At 73.5% G+C, this 22,307-nt stretch carries 19 protein-coding genes; 10 read left to right on the top strand and 9 right to left on the bottom strand.

Translation table 11 applies throughout. The features are described 5' to 3' along the window. The first annotated feature begins 32 nt into the window (after nt 1-32). Nucleotides 33-2,213, top strand: coding sequence for a 3-hydroxyacyl-CoA dehydrogenase NAD-binding domain-containing protein (locus tag ACFY32_RS16600; protein WP_390674539.1), 2,181 nt, complete (start codon nt 33-35; stop codon nt 2,211-2,213). Between the two features lie 6 nt (nt 2,214-2,219). Here the strand turns inward: ACFY32_RS16600 and ACFY32_RS16595 are convergent, their stop codons facing one another. Then, complete coding sequence (locus tag ACFY32_RS16595; protein WP_390674538.1) at nt 2,220-2,963, bottom strand: MerR family transcriptional regulator; 744 nt, start codon at nt 2,961-2,963, stop codon at nt 2,220-2,222. Nucleotides 2,964-3,195: 232 nt separating this feature from the next. On the opposite strand from ACFY32_RS16595, the gene ACFY32_RS16590 reads away from it, so the two are divergent. Together ACFY32_RS16590 and ACFY32_RS16585 are read left to right on the top strand one after the other, a co-directional pair. Beyond that, a complete protein-coding gene (locus ACFY32_RS16590) occupies nt 3,196-4,638 on the top strand; it encodes an amino acid permease (protein ID WP_359201498.1) in 1,443 nt (480 codons plus the stop codon). A gap of 164 nt (nt 4,639-4,802) precedes the next feature. Continuing rightward, a complete protein-coding gene (locus ACFY32_RS16585; protein ID WP_390674537.1) occupies nt 4,803-6,086 on the top strand; it encodes a M14 family zinc carboxypeptidase in 1,284 nt (427 codons plus the stop codon). A gap of 60 nt (nt 6,087-6,146) precedes the next feature. On the opposite strand, the gene ACFY32_RS16580 is transcribed toward ACFY32_RS16585, so the two are convergent. Then, nucleotides 6,147-7,100, bottom strand: a complete 954-nt coding sequence (locus ACFY32_RS16580; RefSeq protein WP_390674536.1) for an FAD-dependent oxidoreductase — start codon at nt 7,098-7,100, stop codon at nt 6,147-6,149. 174 nt (nt 7,101-7,274) lie between these two features. Between ACFY32_RS16580 and ACFY32_RS16575 the strand changes: the two genes are divergently transcribed. Further along, nucleotides 7,275-8,915: an ABC-F family ATP-binding cassette domain-containing protein gene (locus ACFY32_RS16575; RefSeq protein ID WP_390674535.1), complete on the top strand. Its 1,641-nt coding sequence runs from the start codon at nt 7,275-7,277 to the stop codon at nt 8,913-8,915. An 11-nt stretch (nt 8,916-8,926) separates the two neighbouring features. Here ACFY32_RS16575 and ACFY32_RS16570 read toward each other — a convergent pair whose 3' ends face one another. The 4 genes from ACFY32_RS16570 to ACFY32_RS16555 all read right to left on the bottom strand — a co-directional run bounded on the left by ACFY32_RS16570 (nt 8,927) and on the right by ACFY32_RS16555 (nt 13,258). After that, nucleotides 8,927-11,266, bottom strand: a complete 2,340-nt coding sequence (locus tag ACFY32_RS16570; RefSeq protein WP_359201492.1) for a Tex family protein — start codon at nt 11,264-11,266, stop codon at nt 8,927-8,929. Nucleotides 11,267-11,358: 92 nt separating this feature from the next. After that, complete coding sequence (locus ACFY32_RS16565) at nt 11,359-11,490, bottom strand: LPFR motif small protein (protein WP_260844787.1); 132 nt, start codon at nt 11,488-11,490, stop codon at nt 11,359-11,361. A gap of 98 nt (nt 11,491-11,588) precedes the next feature. Beyond that, a complete protein-coding gene (locus ACFY32_RS16560; protein ID WP_390674534.1) occupies nt 11,589-12,458 on the bottom strand; it encodes a hypothetical protein in 870 nt (289 codons plus the stop codon). Between the two features lie 50 nt (nt 12,459-12,508). Then, nucleotides 12,509-13,258, bottom strand: coding sequence for an enoyl-CoA hydratase/isomerase family protein (locus ACFY32_RS16555; RefSeq protein ID WP_359201487.1), 750 nt, complete (start codon nt 13,256-13,258; stop codon nt 12,509-12,511). Between the two features lie 113 nt (nt 13,259-13,371). On the opposite strand from ACFY32_RS16555, the gene ACFY32_RS16550 reads away from it, so the two are divergent. Beyond that, nucleotides 13,372-14,055, top strand: a complete 684-nt coding sequence (locus ACFY32_RS16550) for an HdeD family acid-resistance protein (RefSeq protein WP_390674533.1) — start codon at nt 13,372-13,374, stop codon at nt 14,053-14,055. Between the two features lie 94 nt (nt 14,056-14,149). Continuing rightward, nucleotides 14,150-14,650: an ATP-binding protein gene (locus ACFY32_RS16545; protein ID WP_390674532.1), complete on the top strand. Its 501-nt coding sequence runs from the start codon at nt 14,150-14,152 to the stop codon at nt 14,648-14,650. Nucleotides 14,651-14,660: 10 nt separating this feature from the next. On the opposite strand, the gene idi is transcribed toward ACFY32_RS16545, so the two are convergent. The 3 genes from idi to galE form a co-directional block, all read right to left on the bottom strand. Next, entirely contained in the window at nt 14,661-15,254 is a 594-nt protein-coding gene (idi, locus tag ACFY32_RS16540) for an isopentenyl-diphosphate Delta-isomerase (RefSeq protein ID WP_390674531.1), read from the bottom strand. 359 nt (nt 15,255-15,613) lie between these two features. Continuing rightward, a complete protein-coding gene (locus tag ACFY32_RS16535; RefSeq protein ID WP_359201479.1) occupies nt 15,614-16,552 on the bottom strand; it encodes a cation diffusion facilitator family transporter in 939 nt (312 codons plus the stop codon). 135 nt (nt 16,553-16,687) lie between these two features. Beyond that, entirely contained in the window at nt 16,688-17,659 is a 972-nt protein-coding gene (gene galE / locus ACFY32_RS16530; RefSeq protein WP_359201477.1) for a UDP-glucose 4-epimerase GalE, read from the bottom strand. A 276-nt stretch (nt 17,660-17,935) separates the two neighbouring features. Between galE and ACFY32_RS16525 the strand changes: the two genes are divergently transcribed. The 4 genes from ACFY32_RS16525 to ACFY32_RS16510 are packed head-to-tail and all read left to right on the top strand — an operon-like array spanning nt 17,936 to nt 22,302. Next, nucleotides 17,936-19,744, top strand: coding sequence for a DUF5941 domain-containing protein (locus tag ACFY32_RS16525; protein ID WP_390674530.1), 1,809 nt, complete (start codon nt 17,936-17,938; stop codon nt 19,742-19,744). Beyond that, complete coding sequence (locus ACFY32_RS16520) at nt 19,741-20,496, top strand: phosphocholine cytidylyltransferase family protein (RefSeq protein ID WP_359201473.1); 756 nt, start codon at nt 19,741-19,743, stop codon at nt 20,494-20,496. The genes ACFY32_RS16525 and ACFY32_RS16520 overlap by 4 nt, the downstream gene beginning before the upstream one ends. After that, the gene (locus ACFY32_RS16515; protein WP_359201471.1) at nt 20,484-21,545 is read left to right on the top strand and encodes an iron-containing alcohol dehydrogenase family protein; all 1,062 of its coding nucleotides are present in this window, start codon (nt 20,484-20,486) and stop codon (nt 21,543-21,545) included. Before ACFY32_RS16520 ends, ACFY32_RS16515 begins: the two co-directional genes overlap by 13 nt. Further along, a complete protein-coding gene (locus ACFY32_RS16510) occupies nt 21,523-22,302 on the top strand; it encodes a CDP-alcohol phosphatidyltransferase family protein (protein ID WP_190205187.1) in 780 nt (259 codons plus the stop codon). The genes ACFY32_RS16515 and ACFY32_RS16510 overlap by 23 nt, the downstream gene beginning before the upstream one ends. Nucleotides 22,303-22,307 lie beyond the last annotated feature (5 nt).

Here is a 22,307-nt window from a genome sequence, read left to right as displayed (position 1 = left end):
CGGACCATACGGATCACCTGGAGCACACCCTCATGAGCACCGAGTCCACCGCCATCCGCTGGGAGCGGGACGACACCGGCGTCGTCACCCTCGTCCTGGACGACCCCGACCAGTCCGCCAACACCATGAACAAGGCGTTCCGCGAGTCCCTCGCGGCCGTCACCGACCGCCTGGAGGCCGAGCAGGACACCGTCCGGGGCGTCATCGTCACCTCCGCAAAGAAGACCTTCTTCGCCGGCGGCGACCTGCGCGACCTGATCCGCGTCACCCCCGACACCGCCCAGGAGCTCTTCGACGGCGGCATGGCCATCAAGCGGAACCTGCGCCGCATCGAGACCCTCGGCAAGCCCGTCGTCGCCGCCATCAACGGCGCCGCCCTCGGCGGCGGTTACGAGATCGCCCTCGCCTGCCACCACCGCGTCGCCCTGGACGCCCCCGGCTCCAAGATCGGCCTGCCCGAGGTCACCCTCGGCCTGCTCCCCGGGGGCGGCGGCGTCGTGCGCACCGTACGCCTGCTCGGCATCACCGATGCGCTGCTGAAGGTCCTCCTCCAGGGCACCCAGTACGCCCCGCGCCGCGCGGCCGACAACGGCCTGGTCGACGAGGTCGCCGACAGCCCCGAGGACCTGCTGGCCAGGGCCCGCGCCTTCATCGACGCCCACCCCGAGTCCGCCCAGCCCTGGGACCGGCCCGGCTACCGCATCCCCGGCGGCACCCCGAGCAACCCCCGGTTCGCCGCCAACCTGCCCGCCTTCCCGGCCAACCTGCGCAAGCAGACGGGCGGCGCCCCCTACCCGGCGCCGCGCAGCATCATGGCCGCCGCCGTCGAGGGCTCCCAGGTCGACTTCGACACCGCCCAGGTCATCGAGGCCCGGTACTTCGTGGAGCTGGCCGCCGGCCAGATCTCCAAGAACATGATCCAGGCGTTCTTCTTCGACCTCCAGGCCGTCAACTCCGGCGCCAGCCGCCCCAAGGACGTCGAGCCCCGCCAGGTCCGCAAGGTCGCCGTCCTCGGCGCCGGGATGATGGGCGCCGGCATCGCCTACGCGTGCGCCCGCGCCGGCATCGACGTCGTCCTGAAGGACGTGTCCCTGGAAGCCGCCCTCAAGGGCAAGGCGTACTCCGAGAAGCTGTGCGCCAAGGCCGTCGCCAAGGGACGTACCACACAGGAGAAGGCCGACGCGCTGCTCGCCCGCGTCACCCCCACCGCCGAGGCCGCCGACCTCGCGGGCTGCGACGCGGTGATCGAGGCCGTGTTCGAGGACACCTCCCTCAAGCACAAGGTGTTCCAGGAGATCGAGCACGTCGTCGCCCCCGACGCCCTGCTCTGCTCCAACACCTCCACCCTCCCCATCACCGCCCTCGCCGAAGGCGTCGAACGCCAGGCCGACTTCATCGGGCTGCACTTCTTCTCGCCGGTCGACAAGATGCCGCTGGTCGAGATCATCAAGGGCGAGCGGACCGGCGACGAGGCACTGGCCCGCGCCTTCGACCTGGTGCGGCAGATCAAGAAGACGCCGATCGTGGTCAACGACAGCCGCGGCTTCTTCACCTCCCGGGTCATCGGCCACTTCATCAACGAGGGCGTCGCCATGGTGGGCGAGGGCATCGAGCCCGCCTCGGTGGAGCAGGCGGCGGCCCAGGCGGGCTACCCGGCCAAGGTGCTCAGCCTGATGGACGAGCTGACGCTCACCCTCCCGCGCAAGATCCGCCAGGAGACCCGCCGGGCGGTCGAGGAGGCGGGCGGCACCTGGACCGCGCACCCCGCCGAGGAGGTCGTCGACCGCATGGTCGACGAGTTCGGCCGCCCCGGCCGCAGCGGCGGCGCCGGCTTCTACGAGTACGGCGAGGACGGCGGGCGGTCCGGCCTGTGGCCCGGCCTGCGCGAGCACTTCACCCGGCCCGGGTACCGCATCCCGTTCCGGGACATGCAGGAGCGGATGCTGTTCGCCGAGGCGCTGGACACCGTGCGACTGCTGGAGGAGGGCGTGCTCACCTCCGTCGCCGACGCCAACATCGGCTCGGTCTTCGGCATCGGCTTCCCCGGCTGGACCGGCGGCGTGCTCCAGTACATCAACGGCTACGAGGGCGGGCTGCCGGGCTTCGTCGCCCGCGCCCGGGAGCTGGCCGACCGCTACGGCGAGCGGTTCGCGCCGCCCGCGCTGCTGGTGGCGAAGGCCGAGCGGGGGGAGGTCTTCACGGACGGCCGCTGAGACCCCTCACCCGGCCTCTCCCTCTCCCTCGGCCTCTCCCTCTGCCTCGGCCTCGTCGAGCCACTCCCGCACCTCCTGGCGAAGCGACCGCTGGAAACTCGTCAGCAGCGCCTGCACCACCAGGGGGTGCATATGGGCGGACAGGGACTTCACGTCCCGGGTGTCCCGCTCGGCGACCGCGTCGCGCAGCAGCCGGGTCAGCTCCCGGGCGGCGGCCCGGGAGTGTTCGAGGAGCGCGGCGCGGGCGGCGAGCAGCGTCGCGTGGGACAGGGGGACGTCGAGCAGCTCGACACCGAGCCCGAGCAGCCCGGTGTCGACGTGGCAGACGTCCCCGTCCCGCGTCAGCACGTCCATCGCCGCGAGCCGCGCCACGTCCTCCTCGGACAGCGGCCGGCCCGCCCGCCGCTCCAGTTCCGCCCGGTCGACCGCCTCGACCGTGTCCGGCGCCCAGGAGGCGACCACCGCGCGGTGGATCGCCAGGTCGTGCGCGCTCAGGCCGGGCGGAAGCTGCCCCAGGTACCGTTCGATCCCGGCCAGCGTCAGGCCCTGGCGCTGGAGTTCCTCGATCAGCGCCAGCCGGGCCAGGTGCTCCCGGCCGTAGCGGCCCACCCGGCGCGGACCGATCACCGGCGGGGGCAGCAGGCCCCGGGTGCCGTAGAAGCGGACCGTGCGCACCGTGACGCCCGCCCGCGCGGCCAGTTCGTCGATGGTGAGGGCCGGTTCGGTGTTCTCCGCGGCGTCGGTCGTCATGTGCAGCAGTATCGCTGTCTCACCAGTGCTGTGACACCACTTGTGCACCTGGTGAAGGCACGTGACGGATCATGTGAGAAGTCACGCTCTGTGACATGGGCCACCGCGTGGGAACGCTGCGTCGTGGGAAGGTGCTGCCGTGGCCTGTGCCGTCGAACACGGTACGGGTCACGGCACTGAACGGACGATCTGGGCGCACCCCGCCCGGACGCACCAGAGAGTGGAACCACCCGTGAGCAAGGACGCCGTCGACACGGCACAGGCCGCCGACCACCCCCAGGCGGCCGGGACGCCCGCGGACGCGGGCGACGCCGGCTACAGCAAGGACCTCAAGGCCCGCCACGTCAACATGATCGCCATCGGCGGCGCGATCGGCACCGGCCTTTTCCTCGGCGCCGGCGGACGCCTGCGCGACGCCGGCCCGGCGCTCGCGCTGGCCTACCTCGTCTGCGGCGCCTTCGCCTTCTTCGTCGTCCGGGCCCTGGGTGAGCTGGTCCTCTACCGGCCGTCCTCCGGCTCCTTCGTGTCGTACGCACGCGAGTTCCTCGGCGAGAAGGGCGCCTACGTCGCCGGCTGGATGTACTTCCTGAACTGGTCGACGACCGGGATCGCCGACATCACCGCGATCGCGCTCTACACGCACTACTGGAGCCTGTTCACGCCCGTCCCGCAGTGGGTGCTCGCCCTGATCGCGCTCGCCGTGGTGCTGGCCGTGAACCTCATCTCGGTGAAGATCTTCGGCGAGATGGAGTTCTGGTTCGCCATCATCAAGGTCGCCACCCTGGTCGGCTTCATGCTGATCGGCATCTTCCTGCTGGCCACCCAGCACGAGGTGGGCGGCCACACCCCCGGCCTGTCCATGATCACCGACCACGGCGGCGTCTTCCCGCACGGCGTGATGCCGGTCGTCCTGGTCATGCAGGGCGTGATCTTCGCGTACGCCGCCCTGGAGCTGGTCGGCGTCGCCGCGGGCGAGACCGCCGAGCCGCACAAGGTCGTCCCGCGTGCGGTGAACTCCATCATGTGGCGCGTCGCCTTGTTCTACGTCGGCTCGGTCGTCCTGCTGGCCCTGCTGCTGCCCGGCTCGCTCTACTCGGGCGACCAGAGCCCCTTCGTCACCGTCCTGTCGAAGATCGGCGTCCCGGCGGCCGGCGACGTGATGAACCTCGTCGTGCTCACCGCCGCGATGTCGTCGCTGAACTCCGGCCTGTACTCCACCGGCCGCATCCTGCGCTCCATGGCGATGGCGGGCTCGGCCCCCAAGTTCACCCGGGTGATGAACCGCAGCCAGGTCCCCTACGGCGGCATCCTGCTGACCTGCGGGATCTGCGTCCTGGGCGTCGGCCTGAACTACCTGGTGCCCAGCCAGGCGTTCGAGATCGTGCTGAACGTGGCCTCCCTCGGCATCATCGCCACCTGGGTGATCATCATGCTCTGCCACCTGGTCTTCGTCCGCCGCGCCCGCGCGGGCCTGCTCACCCGCCCGCACTTCCGCCTCCCCGGCAGCCCCGTCACGGAGACCGCCACCGTCGTCTTCCTCCTGGCCTGCCTCGGCATGATGTGGAACGACACCGAGGTCGGCCGCAAGACCCTCCTGCTCGTCCCGGTCATCGCGGTGATGCTGGTGGCCGGCTGGTACGGCGTGCGCCACCGGGTCGGCAAGTCCGGCCAGTAGCCCCCGGACGCCGGCCGCCCCGCCTTCGAGCGAGGCGGGGCGGCCCCCTTCTGCGGGGCGGCCGGGCCCAGTAGGGTCCCGCGCATGTCAGTCTGACGGGCGGGACGGCCGTCCCTGCCCGGGGTACCCCCGGCACGGCGGCCACCGCCCCCGGAGGGAGGCCGGTGCACCGACTTCACGCGTGGACCCTGACCGCCGCGGCACTCGCCGCCTCGCTCGCCACGGCCCCGGCCCAGGCCGGCGACCACCGGCCGCCCGCCCCGCCCCGCACCGGGTTCGAGGCGTCCGGCGGGGCCCGCTGGACCACCCAGCCGGAGGAGCAGGCCCTCCTCGCCGCCGTCGACAGGGCGAGCGGCCGGGTCTCGGTCGACCGCGTCGGCACGACCGCGCAGGGCCGCCCGCTCCAGCTCGTCACCCTCGGCGAACCGGCCGCCGCCACCAAGGTCCTCCTCGTGTGCAGCCAGCACGGCGACGAGCCCTCCGGCCGGGAGGCGTGCCTGACCACCGTCCGGGACCTGGCCTACGCCCGCGACCGGGCGACCCGCCGCTTCCTGGACCGCACTGCCGTCCTGGTCGTGCCCACCGCCAACCCCGACGGCCGGGCCGCCGGCACCCGCGGCAACAGCGACGGCGTCGACATCAACCGCGACCACCTCGCCCTGGCCACCGCCGAGGCCCGCGCACTGGCCGCCGTCCTCCGCGACCGGCGCCCCGACATCGTCTACGACCTGCACGAGTACGGCGCCACGCCCCCGTACTACGACAAGGACCTGTTCGACCTCTGGCCCCGCAACCTCAACACCCACCCGGCGGTCCACGACGAGGCCGAGACCCTCTCCGGCGCCTACGTCCGCCCCGCCGCCGGCCGCGCCGGGTACTCCACCGGCACGTACGGCATCTGGACCGACCCGGAGACCGGCGAGCCGGTCCGGCAGACCGCCGGGGACGGACAGGAACGCATCCTGCGGAACATGTCCGGGATCAAGCACGCGGTCGGCCTGCTCATCGAGAGCCGTGTCGACCCCCGCGGCGACGCCGAGCGGCGCGATCCCGCGCTCGGCCACCGGCGCCGGGTCGACTCCCAACTGGCCGCGCTGAAAGGCCTGGCCGCCTACACGGACCAGCGGCGCGACCGGATCGAGGCGGCCACCGGCGCGGCCCGGCGGGCCGGTCACGCCGACACCGGACCGGTCCATCTGGGCGGTGCGGACAACGACCCGCCCGAACCGGCCGAGGTGATCGCCGACCCGCCCTGCGGTTACCGGCTCACCCCCGCCCAGTACGCCGGGACACGCGACGAGCTGCGCCTGCACGGCGTCCGCGTGACACGGGACCGCGACGGCGTCCTGGTGCCGCTGCGCCAGATGGCGCGCGCCCTGGTGCCGCTGCTGCTCGACGAACGCGCCGCGTACCACCTCACGGCCGCCGAACCCGACGCGGACTGCTGAGCGACCACGCGTCAGCCGTGAGGGCGGGGACCGCCGCGTCGCCGCGCCACGGGCGCCGGGTCAGCCGGTGAGCAGGGCCGCCGCCTCCCGCGCGCAGCCCCAGGCCACCGTGACGCCCGCGCCGCCGTGGCCGTAGTTGTGGATCAGGCGGCGCCCGTCGGGCAGGACGGTACGTTCCAGCCGTACCGAGGGCCGGGCGGGACGCAGGCCCACCCGGTGGTCCAGGACCCGCGCCCCGGCGATCTCCGGCCACAGCGCCGCGCACCGGCGGACGATCGCCGCCGCCTGGGCCGGGTCCGGCTCCGGCGACCACGCGTCCTCCTCCGCCGTGCCGCCCAGCAGCAGGCGGTCCCCGTGCGGGAGGACGTACGTCGTCTCACCGCTCGCGGGGTCGGCGGAGACGGCCCAGGTGCGGATGCCGGGGTTCTCCACGATCACCAACTGCCCCCGCACCGGCCGCACCGACGGGTCCGGTACGAGCGTCCGCGCGCCGAGTCCCGCGCAGTTGACCACGGCCGGCGCGTCCGGCTCGCCGAGCCGCCGCGCCGTCCGGGTCTCGACCGTGCCGCCCGCCGCCGTCAGCCGCTCCCGCAGCCAGGGCAGATGAATCGACATGTCGATGAGCGGCAGCCGGGCCCACAGCCCCGACCCGCGGTACTCCGCGGCCGTCGCCGCCCGCAGCCCCGGCAGCCTGGCCGCCGCCCATCCGTCGACCTCGTCCCAGCCGGTCTCGCCCAGCACCCCCTCGACCAGACGCACGCCCGTCCGCTCCGGCCGCCCGGCCAGTTCCTCGTACACGTCGAGGGAGTGCAGCGCCCACGCCCGCACCGCCGCCGGCGGTTCGATCCGGTACGGCCACCACAGCGCGCCCGCGACCGCCGAGGTGGTCCGCTCCGCCGGCTCCCGCGTCCACACCCGCACCCGGGCCCCGCGCTCGGCGAGGACCACGGCCGTGGTCAGCCCGATCACCCCGCCGCCGACCACGACGACATCGCCAACCCGTTCGGTTTCCACACGCGGACCGTAGCGGAAGCCGTCGGGCGGTGCCTGGGCCGGTGCGGTGCGGTGCGGTGCGGTGAGGTGAGGTGCGATGAGGTGCGCCCGTACCGCACCGAACCGGTGACGCCCGTACCGCACCGAAAACCCGGCTGAGCCCGCCGCGCGCCGCCCATTAGGATCGACGCTCTGATGACTGCCACCCTCGTCGCCAAGAACCTCGCCGCCGGCCACGGCGACCGCTCCCTGTTCGGCGGACTCGACCTTGTCGTCGCCCCCGGCGACGTGATCGGCCTGGTCGGGGCCAACGGCGCCGGCAAGTCCACGCTGCTGCGGATGCTCGCCGGGCTCACCCCGCCGGAACAGGGCGAACTGCGCCTGTCCCCGCCCACCGCCACCATCGGCCACCTCCCGCAGGAGCCCGAGCGCAGGCCCGGCGAGATCGTCCGCGCCTTCCTCGCCCGCCGCACCGGCGTCGCCGAGGCCCAGCGGACGATGGACGACGCCACCCAGGCCCTGGTCGACGGGGCGCCCGGCGCCGACGACGCCTACGCCACCAGCCTGGAGCGCTGGCTGGCCCTCGGCGGCGCCGACCTCGACGACCGCGCCGAGGAGGTGGCCGGCACCCTCGGCCTCACCGTCGGCCTCGACCAGCCGATGACCTCCCTCTCCGGCGGCCAGGCCGCCCGCGCGGGCCTCGCCTCCCTCCTGCTCTCCCGCTACGACGTCTTCCTCCTCGACGAGCCGACCAACGACCTCGACCTCGACGGCCTGGAACGCCTGGAACGCTTCGTCACCGGCCTGCGCGCCGGCACGGTCGTCGTCAGCCACGACCGCGAGTTCCTCGCCCGCACCGTCACCAAGGTCCTCGAACTCGACCTCGCCCAGCAGCGGATCAACCTCTACGGCGGCGGCTACGACGCCTACCTGGAGGAACGCGAGGTGGCCCGCCGGCACGCCCGCGACGAGTACGAGGAGTACGCCGACAAGCGCGCCGCCCTCCAGGACCGGGCCCAGACACAGCGCGCCTGGATGGACAAGGGCGTCAAGAACGCCCGGCGCAAGGCGGGCAACGACAACGACAAGATCGGCCGCAAGTTCCGCAGCGAGGCCAGCGAGAAGCAGGCCGCCAAGGCCCGCCAGACCCAGCGCATGATCGAGCGCCTGGAGACCGTCGAGGAGCCCCGCAAGGAGTGGGAACTGCGCATGGAGATCGCGGCGGCCCCGCGCTCCGGCGCGGTCGTCGCAACGCTCCGGGACGCCGAGGTGCGGCGCGGCGGCTTCACGCTCGGCCCGGTCACCCTCCAGGTCGACTGGGCCGACCGGATCGCGGTGACCGGCGCCAACGGCTCGGGCAAGTCCACGCTGCTCGGCGCGCTGCTGGGCCGCGTCCCGCTGGACGCCGGACACGCCTCGCTCGGCTCGGGCGTCCTGCTCGGCGAGGTCGACCAGGCCCGCGCGCTGTTCCACGGCCCCGAGGCACTGCTCGACGCGTTCCAGGCGGCCACCCCGGACACCGAACCGGCCGACATCCGCACCCTGCTGGCCAAGTTCGGCCTGAAGTCGCACCATGTGCTGCGCCCGGCGGCCACCCTCTCCCCGGGCGAGCGCACCCGCGCCGCGCTGGCCCTGCTGCAGGGCCGGGGCGTCAACCTGCTCGTCCTCGACGAGCCGACCAACCACCTCGACCTGCCGGCCATCGAGCAACTGGAGGCGGCCCTCGACTCCTACGAGGGCACGCTCCTGCTCGTCACCCACGACCGCCGGATGCTGGACACGGTCCGCCTGACCCGCCACCTGGACGTGACGGAGGGCAAGGTGACGGAACGCTGACCCCGGGCCGCTTACGCCAGCCCGGCCCTGCGCAGCGCCTCCGCCATCGCGCCGTTCCCGGCGGGCGCCGCCGCGGGCCGCCCCTTGCCGCCGCCGGAGGCGGGCCGCTGCTTGGGCGGCCGCTTCCCCCGGCCCTCCCGGGGCTGCTCCGCCCGGGGCGCGGCCTCGTCGTCCAGCCTCAGAGTCAGCGAGATCCGCTTGCGCGGGATGTCGACGTCCAGCACCTTCACCTTCACGATGTCCCCGGGCTTCACCACGTCCCGGGGGTCCTTCACGAACGTCCTCGACATCGCGGACACGTGCACCAGCCCGTCCTGGTGCACACCGACGTCCACGAACGCCCCGAACGCCGCGACGTTGGTCACGACGCCCTCCAGGACCATCCCGGCCGCGAGGTCGGAGATCTTCTCCACGCCCTCCTTGAAGGTGGCCGTCCGGAACGCCGGCCGGGGGTCGCGCCCCGGCTTCTCCAGTTCCTTCAGGATGTCCGTCACCGTCGGCAGACCGAACGTCTCGTCCACGAAGTCCGTCGCCCGCAGCGACCGCAGCGCCGAGGTGTTCCCGATCAGCGAGGCGACCTGCTGGCCGGTGGTCTTCACCATCCGCCGCACCACCGGGTACGCCTCGGGGTGCACGCTGGAGGCGTCCAGCGGGTCGTCGCCGCCCCGGATACGCAGGAAGCCCGCGCACTGCTCGTACGCCTTCGGACCCAGCCGGGAGACCTTCTTCAGCTCGCCGCGGGACCTGAACGGCCCGTGGGCGTCGCGGTGCGCCACGATGTTCTCGGCGAGCCCGGAGGTGATGCCGGAGACCCGGGCGAGCAGCGGCGCGGAGGCCGTGTTGACGTCCACCCCGACGCCGTTCACACAGTCCTCGACCACCGCGTCCAGCGAGCGGGACAGCTTCACCTCGGACAGGTCGTGCTGGTACTGGCCGACCCCGATCGACTTGGGGTCGATCTTGACCAGTTCGGCCAGCGGGTCCTGGAGCCGGCGGGCGATGGAGACCGCGCCGCGCAGCGACACGTCCATGTCGGGCAGCTCCTGCGAGGCGAACGCGGAGGCCGAGTACACGGACGCGCCCGCCTCGGAGACCATCACCTTCGTCAGCTTCAACTCCGGGTGCCTGGTGATGAGTTCCCCGGCGAGCTTGTCGGTCTCGCGGGACGCCGTGCCGTTGCCGATCGCGATCAGCTCGACCGTGTGCTCCCTGGCCAGCTTCGCGAGCCTGGCGATCGCCTCGTCCCACCTGTTGGCGGGGACGTGCGGGTGGATGACGTCGGTGGCGACGACCTTGCCGGTGGCGTCGACGACGGCGACCTTCACCCCGGTACGGAACCCGGGGTCCAGGCCGAGCGTGGCGCGGGTACCGGCCGGGGCGGCCAGCAGCAGGTCGCGCAGGTTCGCCGCGAACACGTCGACCGCCTCGTCCTCGGCGGCCGTGCGCAGCCGCAGCCGCAGGTCGATGCCGAGGTGGACGAGGAGCCGGGTGCGCCAGGCCCAGCGCACCGTGTCCCGCAGCCACTTGTCACCGGGCCGGCCGCGGTCCGCGATCCCGAACCGGTGCGCGACGATCCCCTCGTACGAGGAGGGTCCGTCGGTGGGCTCTTCCGGCTCCAGCACCAGGTCGAGCACGTCCTCCTTCTCGCCGCGCAGCATCGCCAGGACGCGGTGCGAGGGCAGCTCGGTGAACGGCTCGGAGAAGTCGAAGTAGTCGGCGAACTTGGCGCCCGCCTCCTCCTTGCCCTGCTTCACCCTGGCGGTCAGCCGCCCGCGCTTCCACATCCGCTCGCGCAGCTCGCCGATCAGGTCGGCGTCCTCGGAGAACCGCTCGGTGAGGATGGCCCGCGCGCCGTCCAGGGCGGCCCCCGGATCGGCCACGCCCTTGCCGGCGTCGACGAACGCGGCGGCCGCGGCGAGGGGCTCCACCGACGGGTCGGTGAGCAGCCCCTCGGCCAGCGGCTCCAGGCCGGCCTCCCGGGCGATCTGCGCCTTCGTGCGCCGCTTGGGCTTGTACGGGAGGTAGATGTCCTCCAGGCGGGCCTTGGTCTCCGCGCCGCGGATGCGGGCCTCCAGCTCCCCGGTGAGCTTGCCCTGCTCGCGCACCGAGTCGAGGACGGCCGTACGCCGGTCCTCCAGCTCCCGCAGGTAACGCAGCCGCTCCTCGATCGCGCGCAGTTGCGCGTCGTCGAGCATCTCGGTCGCTTCCTTGCGGTAGCGGGCGATGAAAGGCACCGTCGAGCCGCCGTCGAGCAGCTCCACCGCGGCCTTCACCTGCCGCTGTCGTACGCCGAGTTCCTCGGCGATCCTGCCTTCGATGGACCTGGTGTCGATCGACTCGGGTGTCGTCACGATCCCGTACCGCCTTCTCACTGAGGTTGCGCGGCAATTGTGGCAGGTCGCACCGACAACCGGGGATCAGGGCGGGCCGGGGGTACGGCGCGTCAGGCGCGGTGGCCGCGGGCCGAACCGGACGCTCCGCCGAACAGCCGGGCCAGCGCCCGGAACGGCAGGGTGACGACGGTGGCGATGGCGCCGCCGATCTGACGCAGCACATCTGCGATGGCACGGAACACGAGAGCCTCCCTTGTCCTTGCCCGGCCGATCGGCCGGCACGGTTACGGGTACCTCCAGAACGGCCCGGCATGCCGGGCCGCCCCGCACTGTCCCCCTGTCAGCCCTTTCCGAACAGGTCCGCGGGGAAGGCGCCGGCGGCGACCGCCGCGCGGGCGAAGGCCGTGGCGAGGTCGGTCAGCCGCGCCACGCCCGCCGCGCCCAGGTGCTCGTAGGGCGCCGCGTCCAGCCGGTCCGTCTCCTCCTCGATCTCCGCGCGCAGCGCCGCGCCCCGCTCGGTCAGCTCCCCGGCGGCGTCGAGCAGCCCCCGCCCGCGCAGTCGCCCGACCGCCGCGTCCCACTCGCCGGCGGTCCAGCCACGGGTGCTGAGCACCCACTTCGGGGCCAGGCCCCGGCCGGTCGCGGTGTGCGTCACCACCGCCTCCAGACCGTCCAGCCCGGCGGCCGTCAGCACGGCGAGGTGCCCGTCGCCGCGGTGCTCGCGCAGCAGGGTCGCGGCGTGCCAGTACGCCAGGTGCGGTTCCTCGGGGACGGGCAGATCGGCGTGGGCGGAGTACAGCGGCCGGGCGGGGCGCGAGCAGGCTTCACCGGCCCGCAGCGCCAGTTCGGCGGCCTCCGCCATCTCGGCCGAGGCCAGCACCTCCGCGCCCAGCAGGCGGCGCAGGGTGGCGTCGACGGCACGCGTGCGTGCCGCGAGCACCTCCACCGGACGGGCGGTCTCCCAGACGGCCGGTACGTGCCGGGCGACGAGTTCGTACTTGTAGTTGTAGAAGGCCGCCGTCACGGTGCCGGGCCCGACCGGGCCCAGCGCGGCGGCCCGCGTCGCGAAGTTGACGGCCCTCGGGTCGGTGATCCCGAGCGCGCCCAGCTCCCGGTCGAGGTCGGGGGAGAAGTAGTGCGTCGAGTGCAGCGTGTTGAGGGCATTGTGACAGCGGCGGCCAGGGCGCCGGTCGATCGCGGCAGTCGTCATGCCGGGCACGTTACCAACCGCTCAGTATGTACGCGACGCCCCTGCCGGGATCAGGCCGGCCCGTTCCAGGTGAAGCGCGGCGCCCGGCGCTCCAGGAACGCGGCCACGCCCTCCGCGGTGTCCCCGCTGCCCCGCGCCCGCGCGGCCCAGTACGCGTCCCGGCCGGTGCGCCCGTCCGCGAACTCCTTCGCCGCGGCCTGGGTCAGCGCCGAGCGGGAGACCAGGACCCCGGTGAACTCCGCGACCCGTGCCGCCAGCCCCCCGGCGGGCAGCACCTCGTCGACCAGCCCGGTGCGCAGCGCCCGCTCGGTGCCTATCAACTCGCCGGAGAAGAGCAGGTACTTCGCGGTGGCCGGGCCCACCAGGGCGGCCAGCCGCCGGGTGGCGGAGGCCGGGTAGACGACCCCCAGCTTGGCCGGGGTCACCCCGAACACCGCGCCCTCCTCGGCGAACCGCAGGTCGCAGGCGGCGGCGAGCTGGGTCCCGCCGCCCACGCAGTGCCCGCGGACCGCCGCCAGCGTCGGCTTGGGGAAGGCGGCCAGCGCCTCCTCCGCCGCCACCGCCAGTTGCTGCGCCTCCTCGGGCGCCTCCCGCAGCGTGGTGATGTCGGCCCCGGCGCAGAAGGTCCCGCCCGCGCCGGTGAGCACCAGCGTCCGGACCGCCGGGTCGGCCGCGAGGACGTCCAGCAGCGGGGGCAGCGCCCGCCACATCGCGGCCGTCATGGCGTTCCGCTTGGCCGGACGGTCGATGACGACGGTGGCCACCGCGCCGGTGACGTGATGCCGCAGCTCAGGCTCCATGCGCCGGATGTTACCGGCCGGTCGGCGCGCCGGGGCCGGTAGGAGGCGGGCGGCGCGGGCAGAAGGGGAGGCAGAGGGTACCCGTGGGGGAGAGGCCCGAGGAGGCGCAGCCCATGACCAGGTCCGCCAAGTCCCCGCCCGGCGCCGCCAAGCTCAGCCGGGGCTTCGGCCGGCTCACCGCCCTGGGCGTCCCGCTGGTGATCGCCGGACTCGTCGGCCTGGTGTACACCGGGGTCGCGACGCTCACCTCGATGCTGCTGTTCGGCTGGCTGCTGCTGGTCGGCGGGGTGGTCGGGCTGCTGCACGCCGTCCAGTCGCGCGGCGGCAGCTTCTTCTGGCTCGGCGTCATCGTCGCCGCGCTGAACCTCGCGGCCGGCGTGGTGGTCATCACCAAGCCGCACGCCGCGGCCACCGCGCTGACCATGTTCGCCGCGCTGCTGTTCCTCACCGCGGGACTGTTCCGGCTGGTCGGCAGCGTGGTGGTGCGCGGCCCGCAGTTCGGCTGGACGCTGCTGCTCGGCGCCTTCGACCTGCTCCTGGGCGTCCTGGTGCTGATCTCCTGGCCGAGCAGCAGCCAGTACGTGATCGGCACCTTCTTCTCGCTGGCGCTGCTCTTCGACGGCCTCGGGCTGATCGCGACCGGCTTCGGCGGGCGACGGATCGTCTCGATGGTCTCCGACCGGCTCGCCGCGGAGGGCGGCGCCGGGGACGGACCGGGCGGCCGGGCCGCCGGACCCGTACCACCGGAACGGTCCGCCGGGCCGGCGCAACGGGGACAGGAGCAGTCCGACAACTGACCGCGGCATACGGCAACGTTCAGAAGTGTTCGATACCCGTCGACTTGTGATCAGAAGTCCGGGGCGGAGCGTCCCACTGCCAACACTCGGTGACGTGGCGACAATCGAGCGCGAGGGTGGCGACCGGGCGATGGACGACGACGGGCGCGGACCCGGCCCCGCGGACCCGCTGCCGTACGAAGGGGTGTGGCGGTTCACCGCCCCCGCCGTCGACGCCTCCGTCCCGGGGGCCCGGCACGCCGTGCGGGACCTGCTGCGGCGCCAGGGCGTCCCGGTCTCCGACGACCTGGTCCAGGGACTCCTGCTGATCGTCTCGGAGCTGGTCACGAACGCCGTCCGGCACGCGGCGGTGCTCTCCCCGCGGCTCGCCGTGGAGGTCGCCGTCGGCGCCGAGTGGGTGCGGGTCTCCGTGGAGGACGGCCACCCCTACCGGCCGACCGCCCTGGAAGCGGACCACGGCCGCACCGGCGGCCGGGGCCTGCTGCTGGTCCGGGAGATCACCCGGGAGGCCGGCGGGACCTGCCAGGTCGCCCGCACCGCGAGCGGCGGCAAGGTGATCTGGGCCACTCTGCCGCTCAAGCCCGCCACGTCCTAGGCGCCCTCCCTCACCAGCCGGCGGACGGGCCCGTCAGCTCGCGGACCGCGGGACGGACCGCGTCCAGCACCGTCATGAACCACGCGGAGAAGGTGTCCCCCGCGTGCCGCTCGGCCAGCTCGGCCGGGGTGACGAACACCGTCTCGGCGACCTCCTCCGGGTCGGGCCGCAGCGGTGCCTGCACCAGGCCCACGAAGAGGTGGTTGTACTCCTGCTCCACCAGCCCCGAGGCCGGGTCCGGGTGGTTGTAGCGCACCGTGCCCGCCTCGGCCAGCAGCGACGGGGAGATCCCCAGCTCCTCGTACGTCCGCCGGGCCGCCGCCGCGAAGGGCGCCTCACCGGGGTAGGGGTGACCGCAGCACGTGTTCGACCACACACCGGGGGAGTGGTACTTGCCCAGCGCCCGCTGCTGGAGCAGCAGCCTGCCGCGCTCGTCGAACAGGAACACGGAGAAGGCGCGGTGCAGCCTGCCCGGCGGCTGGTGCGCGGCGAGCTTCTCCTCGGTGCCGATCGTCACGCCGTTCTCGTCGACCAGTTCCAGCAGGATCGCGCCCGCGGAATCGTTCGACGAACTGTGCGTCACGGTGGCAGGTGTGATCGGCATACCCATCCTTCGCATCGGTCCTCGCGTCCCCAGTGTGCCGCACTGTCCCGGCGGCCCCGGCACTTCACGGCTCGCGCATGTCCCACGCGGACCCGGCGCGCACCGCACGGGCCTCACCGGCCGACGCCGGGCAGGTCGCCCGAAGGAGGATGCTGCCCGGCGCGGTGGACGGGGAACCGTCCGGGGCGGACCCGCCGCTGCCGTGGCCGCCCACGGAAGGGCGGACGGCCGCGTCCCCCGGCGCGCACCCCCAACGAACACACCCTCCGAAGTCGAACGCGCCCTCCGAAGTCGAACGCGCCCCCGAAGGTGAACGCGCCCCCGAAGGCGCAGGTCCGCCTCGCCGCCGCGGCCATGCCTCAGTGGCACAGCCGCGCCTCGTGCTCCGCGTGCCCGCCGGGCTCCAACTGGAAGGTGCAGTGCTCCACGTCGAAGTGGACCCCCAGGCACCCCTGCAACTCGTGCAGCATCTTCTCGTGGCCGATCGCGTTCAGCACCTCGGAGCTGACCACCACGTGCGCGGAGAGCACCGGCATCCCCGAGGTGATCGTCCAGGCGTGCAGGTCGTGCACGTCCTCCACCCCGTCCAGCGCCAGGATGTGCGAGCGCACCTCCGCCATGTCGACGCCCTTCGGCGCCGCCTCCAGCAGCACGTCCAGGGTCTCCCGCAGCAGCTTCGCGGTCCGCGGCACGATCATCAGACCGATCACCAGCGAGGCGATCGGGTCGGCCGCCTGCCAGCCGGTCGTCACGATCACCAGCGCCGAGACGATCACCGCCACCGAGCCCAGCGCGTCCGCCGCGACCTCCAGGAACGCGCCCCGCACGTTCAGGCTCTCGGCCTGGCCCCGCATCAGCAGCCCCAGCGACACCGTGTTCGCCACCAGGCCGATCACGCCGAACCAGACGGTCAGCCCGCCCTCGGTGCCGGCCGGCGTGACGAACCGGTCGACCGCCTCGTACAGCACATAGCCGCCGACCCCGAGCAGCAGCAGGCAGTTGGCCAGCGCCGCGAGGATCTCGGCGCGGGCGTAGCCGAAGGTGCGCCGCCCGGTGGCCGGCCGGCCCGCGAAGTGGACCGCCAGCAGGGCCATGCCGAGCCCCAGCGCGTCCGTCGCCATGTGCGCCGCGTCGGCCACCAGCGCGAGGGAGTCGGCCAGCACCCCGCCGACGATCTCCACCACCATGACGGTGAGCGTGATCCCCAGCGCCACCCGCAGCCTGCCCCGGTAGGCGGCCGTGGCCGTACCGCCCGCGGAGCCGCCGTGCGCGTGCCCGTGATCGTGCCCTGCCCCCATGGCAGCCGCCTTTCCGTGTCCGTCCGGGGGGCCCAGTGAACTACGGGTGGGGGGTATCCGGCAATGCGACGCTGAACACCGTTGTCATCTGCTCTGACCTGCGGAAACGTTACGCAGGTCAGAGCGTTTCGGCGGTCATCGGCCGTGGTGCGCCCGCCACCCGAGCCATGCCGATTCGACCATCTCGCGTACCCCCCGCCGGGCCGTCCACCCGAGCGTCCCGGCGGCCCGAGCGGCCGACGCCACCGCTCGCGGCGCGTCCCCCGGGCGGCGCGGCTCGACCACGGCCGGGCGCCGGTCGCCGGTCACCTCGCCGATCACCGTGATCATCTCGCGCACCGAGACGCCCTCGCCGCGCCCGATGTTCACCGTCAGGTCCCCGGCCGCCCGAGGCCGCGCCAGGTACCGGGCCGCCGCCAGATGCGCCTCGGCCAGGTCGGCGACATGGATGTAGTCCCGTACGCAGGTGCCGTCCGGCGTCGGGTAGTCGTCGCCGAAGACCCGGGGGGCCTCGCCGCGGGTGAGCCGGTCGAAGACCATCGGGACGATGTTGAACACGCCCGTGTCGGCCAGCTCCGGCGCGGCGGCCCCGGCCACGTTGAAGTACCGCAGGCACACGGTCGCCATGCCGTGCGCCCGGCCCGCCGCCCGCACCAGCCACTCCCCGGCCAGCTTGGTCTCGCCGTAGGGGTTCACCGGCGCGCAGGGCGCGTCCTCCGTGATCAGCTCGGTGCCCGGGTCGCCGTAGACGGCCGCCGACGAGGAGAGGACGAACCGCCCCACCCCCGCCTCGGCGGCGGCGTCGAGCAGCGTGGCGAGGCCGCCCACGTTCTCCTGGTAGTAGTACGTCGGCCGGGCCACCGACTCGGCGACCTGCTTGCGCGCCGCGAGATGCACCACGCCCGTCACCGCGTGCTCGGCCAGCACCCGCCGCAGCAGTACGCCGTCCAGCACCGAACCCCGCTCCAGCGGTACGTCCGCCGGTAGCCGCCCGGCGTCCCCGGCCGACAGGTCGTCCAGCGCCACGACCCGCTCCCCGGCGCCGCTCATGGCCCGCGCCACATGGGCCCCGATGTACCCGGCACCGCCGGTGATCAGCCACGTCATGGTCGTCCACCCTATGCGCAGCTCACCGGGGCGGGCGCGATGTCCCCCGATGACCGTTCTGGGAGCACGGTTTGTGAGCCGGGCCCCCGATCCCCGATGATGATCGCGGCAAAGGTGCGTGCAATGCGCGTCGACCGGCCGCCGAACGTGCGGTGAACGCGGCGTGGTGGTCATCCGATAGCCTCTGCCGACATGCCGCCCGGGTGTCGCAGGCACGGGCGCCCACCATGCACAGGCCCGGCGCGCACGGCGTCGGCACCCAGGGAGTGAGTTCGGTTGTCGACCGCCATCCTGACCGGTCAGCCGGTCCCCGGATCGTCGATCGAGGGCGATCTGCGGGCGCTCGGCTTCGACGTCCGCCACGCGGCCGACGCGGCCGGCGCCGGCACGCTCCTCGCGGCGGTGCCCGGCGGTGAGCGCGTCGCCGTGGTCGACGCCCGCTTCGTCGGCCATCCGCACGCCCTGCGGCTGGGCCTCACCGACCCCCGCTTCCCGCTGGCCGCGATCCCCGGCGCCGTGACCGCCCAGCCGGCCGCCCGTCCGGCCCTGGCCCGCGCCCTCGCCCGCCAGGAGGCGGCCGGGGGCACCACCCTCGTGGACAGCCTCACCGACCGGATCGTCACCGCCCTCGACGCCGACGGCGCCGGCGTCCACCGGCCCGAGCTGGGCAGCCTGGTCGCCCGCGTCCCGGCCGACCCGCAGGCCGCCAACGAGGCCCGGCAGGCCGTCGCCGCCGTGGACGACGAGGCGGTCCGCCTGAAGTCGGCGGTCAAGGCCCGCGACGGCTTCTTCACCACCTTCTGCGTCAGCCCGTACTCCCGCTACATCGCCCGCTGGTGCGCCCGCCGCGGTCTGACCCCCAACCAGGTCACCACCGCCTCCCTGCTCACCGCCCTGATAGCGGCGGCCTGCGCGGCCACCGGCACCCGCGGCGGCTTCGTCGCCGCCGGTGTGCTGCTCATCGCCTCCTTCGTCCTGGACTGCACCGACGGGCAGCTCGCCCGCTACTCGCTGCAGTACTCCACCCTCGGCGCCTGGCTCGACGCGACCTTCGACCGCGCCAAGGAGTACGCCTACTACGCCGGCCTGGCCCTCGGCGCGGCCCGCGGCGGCGACGACGTATGGGCCCTCGCCCTCGGCGCGATGGTCCTGCAGACCTGCCGGCACGTGGTGGACTTCTCCTTCAACGAGGCCCACGTCACGGGCACCGACGCCACGGACAACACCAGTCCCACCGCCGCCCTCTCCGGCAGGCTCGACAGCGTCGGCTGGACGGTCTGGGTCCGCCGCATGATCGTCCTGCCGATCGGCGAGCGCTGGGCGCTGATCGCCGTCCTCACCGCCGTCACCACCCCCCGGATCACCTTCTGGGTGCTGCTGACCGGCTGCGCCTTCGCCGCCACGTACACCACGGCCGGCCGCGTCCTGCGCTCGCTGAACAGCAGGGCCCGCCGCACCGACCGGGCGGCCCGCGCGCTGGCCGACCTCGCGGACAGCGGGCCCGTCGCCGCGGGCCTGGCCCGGGTGACGCGCGCCCTGCCCGGCGGCCTGGCCCCCGCGGTGGCCCTCGTCGGCGCCGCCGCCGTCGTCGCCACCGCCGCGCTGACCGGCTTCGGCTCCCCCTGGCCGGTCGTCGCCGCCGCTGTGTACGCCCTCGCCTCGGCCGCCGCCGTCGCCCGGCCCCTCAAGGGCGCCCTGGACTGGCTCGTCCCGCCGTTCTTCCGCGCCGCCGAGTACCTCACCGTCCTGCTGCTGGCCGCGCGGGCGGACGTGAACGGAGCCCTTCCCGCGGCTTTCGGGCTGGTGGCGGCCGTCGCCTACCATCACTACGACACGGTGTACCGCATCCGCGGCGGCGCCGGGGCACCCCCGGCCCGGCTGGTGCGTGCCATCGGGGGACACGAGGGGCGGACCCTGCTCGTCACCGTGCTGGCCGCGGTGCTGACCGCCTCGCGGTTTTGGACCGCGCTCACGGTGCTCGCCGTGGCCGTGGCCGTGCTGGTGCTCTTCGAGAGCATCCGCTACTGGGTCTCCGCCCACCGGGCCGGATCACCCGCCGTACACGATGAAGGAGAAACCGCATGATCGGCCTCGTGCTCGCGGCCGGCGCCGGACGGCGCCTGCGCCCCTACACCGACAGCCTGCCCAAGGCGCTGGTGCCGGTGGGGCCCGCGGGCATAGAAGGCGAACCGACCGTCCTCGACCTCACCCTCGGCAACTTCGCCGAGATCGGCCTGACCGAGGTCGCGGTCATCGTCGGCTACCGCAAGGAGGCCGTGTACGAGCGCAAGGCGGCGCTGGAGGCCGAGTACGGCCTCAAGCTCACTTTGATCGACAACGACAAGGCCGAGGAGTGGAACAACGCCTACTCCCTGTGGTGCGGCCGGGACGCCCTCAAGGACGGCGTGATCCTCGCCAACGGCGACACCGTGCACCCCGTCTCCGTCGAGCGGACCCTGCTCGCGGCCCGCGGTGACGGCAAGAAGATCATCCTCGCCCTGGACACGGTGAAGTCGCTGGCCGACGAGGAGATGAAGGTCGTCGTCGACCCCGCCAAGGGGAACCTGACGAAGATCACCAAGCTGATGGACCCCGCCGAGGCCACCGGCGAGTACATCGGCGTCACCCTCATCGAGGGCGACGCGGCGCCCGAGCTGGCCGACGCGCTGAAGACGGTCTGGGAGACCGACCCCCAGCAGTTCTACGAGCACGGCTACCAGGAGCTGGTCGACCGCGGCTTCCGGATCGACGTGGCGCCGATCGGCGACGTCAAGTGGGTGGAGATCGACAACCACGACGATCTCGCCCGCGGACGGGAGATCGCGTGCCAGTACTGACCCGGCTCATCCCCTCGCCGATCGTCGTGGACATCCGCGCGGGTGCCCTCGACGACCTCGCGGGCGTGCTCGCGGACGAGCGGATCGCCCAGTCCGGCAAGCTGGCCATCGCGGTCAGCAACGGCTCCGGGGCCAGGCTGCGGGAGCGGATCGCCCCCTCGCTGCCCGGCGCCACCTGGTACGAGGTCGGCGGCGGCACCATCGACGACGCGGTCCGGCTGGCCGGCGACATAAAGGCCGGCCACTACGACGCGGTGGTGGGCCTCGGCGGCGGCAAGATCATCGACTGCGCCAAGTTCGCGGCGGCCCGGGTCGGCCTGCCGCTGGTCGCCGTCGCCACCAACCTCGCGCACGACGGCCTGTGCTCGCCGGTCGCCACCCTGGACAACGACGCGGGCCGCGGCTCGTACGGCGTGCCCAACCCGATCGCGGTCGTCATCGACCTCAACGTGATCCGGGAGGCACCCGTCCGCTTCGTCCGCTCGGGCATCGGCGACGCCATCTCCAACATCTCCGCGGTCGCCGACTGGGAACTCGCCCACCGCGTCAAGGGCGAGAAGGTCGACGGCCTCGCCGCGGCGATGGCCCGGCAGGCCGGCGAGGCGGTGCTGCGCCACCCCGGCGGCGTCGGCGACGACACCTTCCTCCAGGTCCTGGCCGAGGCGCTGGTCCTCACCGGCATCGCCATGTCCGTCTCCGGCGACTCGCGCCCCTCCTCCGGCGCCTGCCACGAGATCAACCACGCCTTCGACCTGCTCTACCCCAAGCGCGCCGCCGCCCACGGCGAGCAGTGCGGGATCGGCGCGGCCTTCGCGATGTACCTGCGCGGGGCCCACGAGGAATCGGCCCACATGGCCTCGGTCCTGCGCCGGCACGGACTTCCGGTGCTGCCGGAGGAGATCGGCTTCACCCCGGAGGAGTTCGTCCGGGTGGTGGAGTTCGCTCCCGAGACCCGCCCCGGCCGGTACACGATCCTCGAACACCTCGACCTCAAGACCCCACAGATCAAGGACATCTACGCCGACTATGTCAAGGCCATCGGTAGCTGAACTCCGTCCGGTCGTGCACCCCGCGGGGGTGAAGGACCGGCGCAGCGGTGAGCACTGGATGGGACGCCTCTACATGCGTGAGGTGTCCCTGCGGGTCGACCGCTACCTGGTGAACACCAGGGTCACGCCCAACCAGCTCACGTATCTGATGACCGTCTTCGGCGTGCTCGCGGCCCCGGCCCTGCTGGTGCCGGGGATCGCGGGCGCCGTCCTCGGGGTGGTCTGCGTGCAGATGTACCTGCTGCTGGACTGCGTCGACGGCGAGGTCGCCCGCTGGAAGAAGCAGTACTCCCTCGGCGGGGTCTACCTGGACCGGGTCGGCGCCTACCTCACCGACGCGGCCGTCCTGGTCGGCCTCGGCCTGCGCGCCGCCGATCTGTGGGGCACCGGGCGGATCGACTGGCTGTGGGCCTTCCTCGGCACCCTCGCCGCCCTCGGCGCCATTCTGATCAAGGCCGAGACCGACCTGGTCCAGGTCGCCCGGCACCAGGCCGGCAAGGAGCCGGTCAAGGAGGCCGCCGCCGAGATGCGCTCCTCCGGCATGGCGCTGGCCCGCCGGGCCGCCGCCGCCCTCAAGTTCCACCGCCTCATCCTCGGCATCGAGGCGTCCCTGCTGATCCTGGTCCTGGCGATCGTGGACGCGGCCCGCGGCGACCTGTTCTTCACCCGCCTCGGCACCGCCGTACTGGCCGGCATCGCCCTGCTCCAGACCCTGCTGCACCTGGTGTCCGTCCTCGCCTCCAGCAGGCTGAAGTGAGCCGC

Source organism: Streptomyces sp. NPDC000134, assembly GCF_042899225.1.
Taxonomy (GTDB): domain Bacteria; phylum Actinomycetota; class Actinomycetes; order Streptomycetales; family Streptomycetaceae; genus Streptomyces.
Note: the sequence above shows the minus strand (reverse complement) of the source record. Positions and strands in the feature narration are given on the sequence as shown.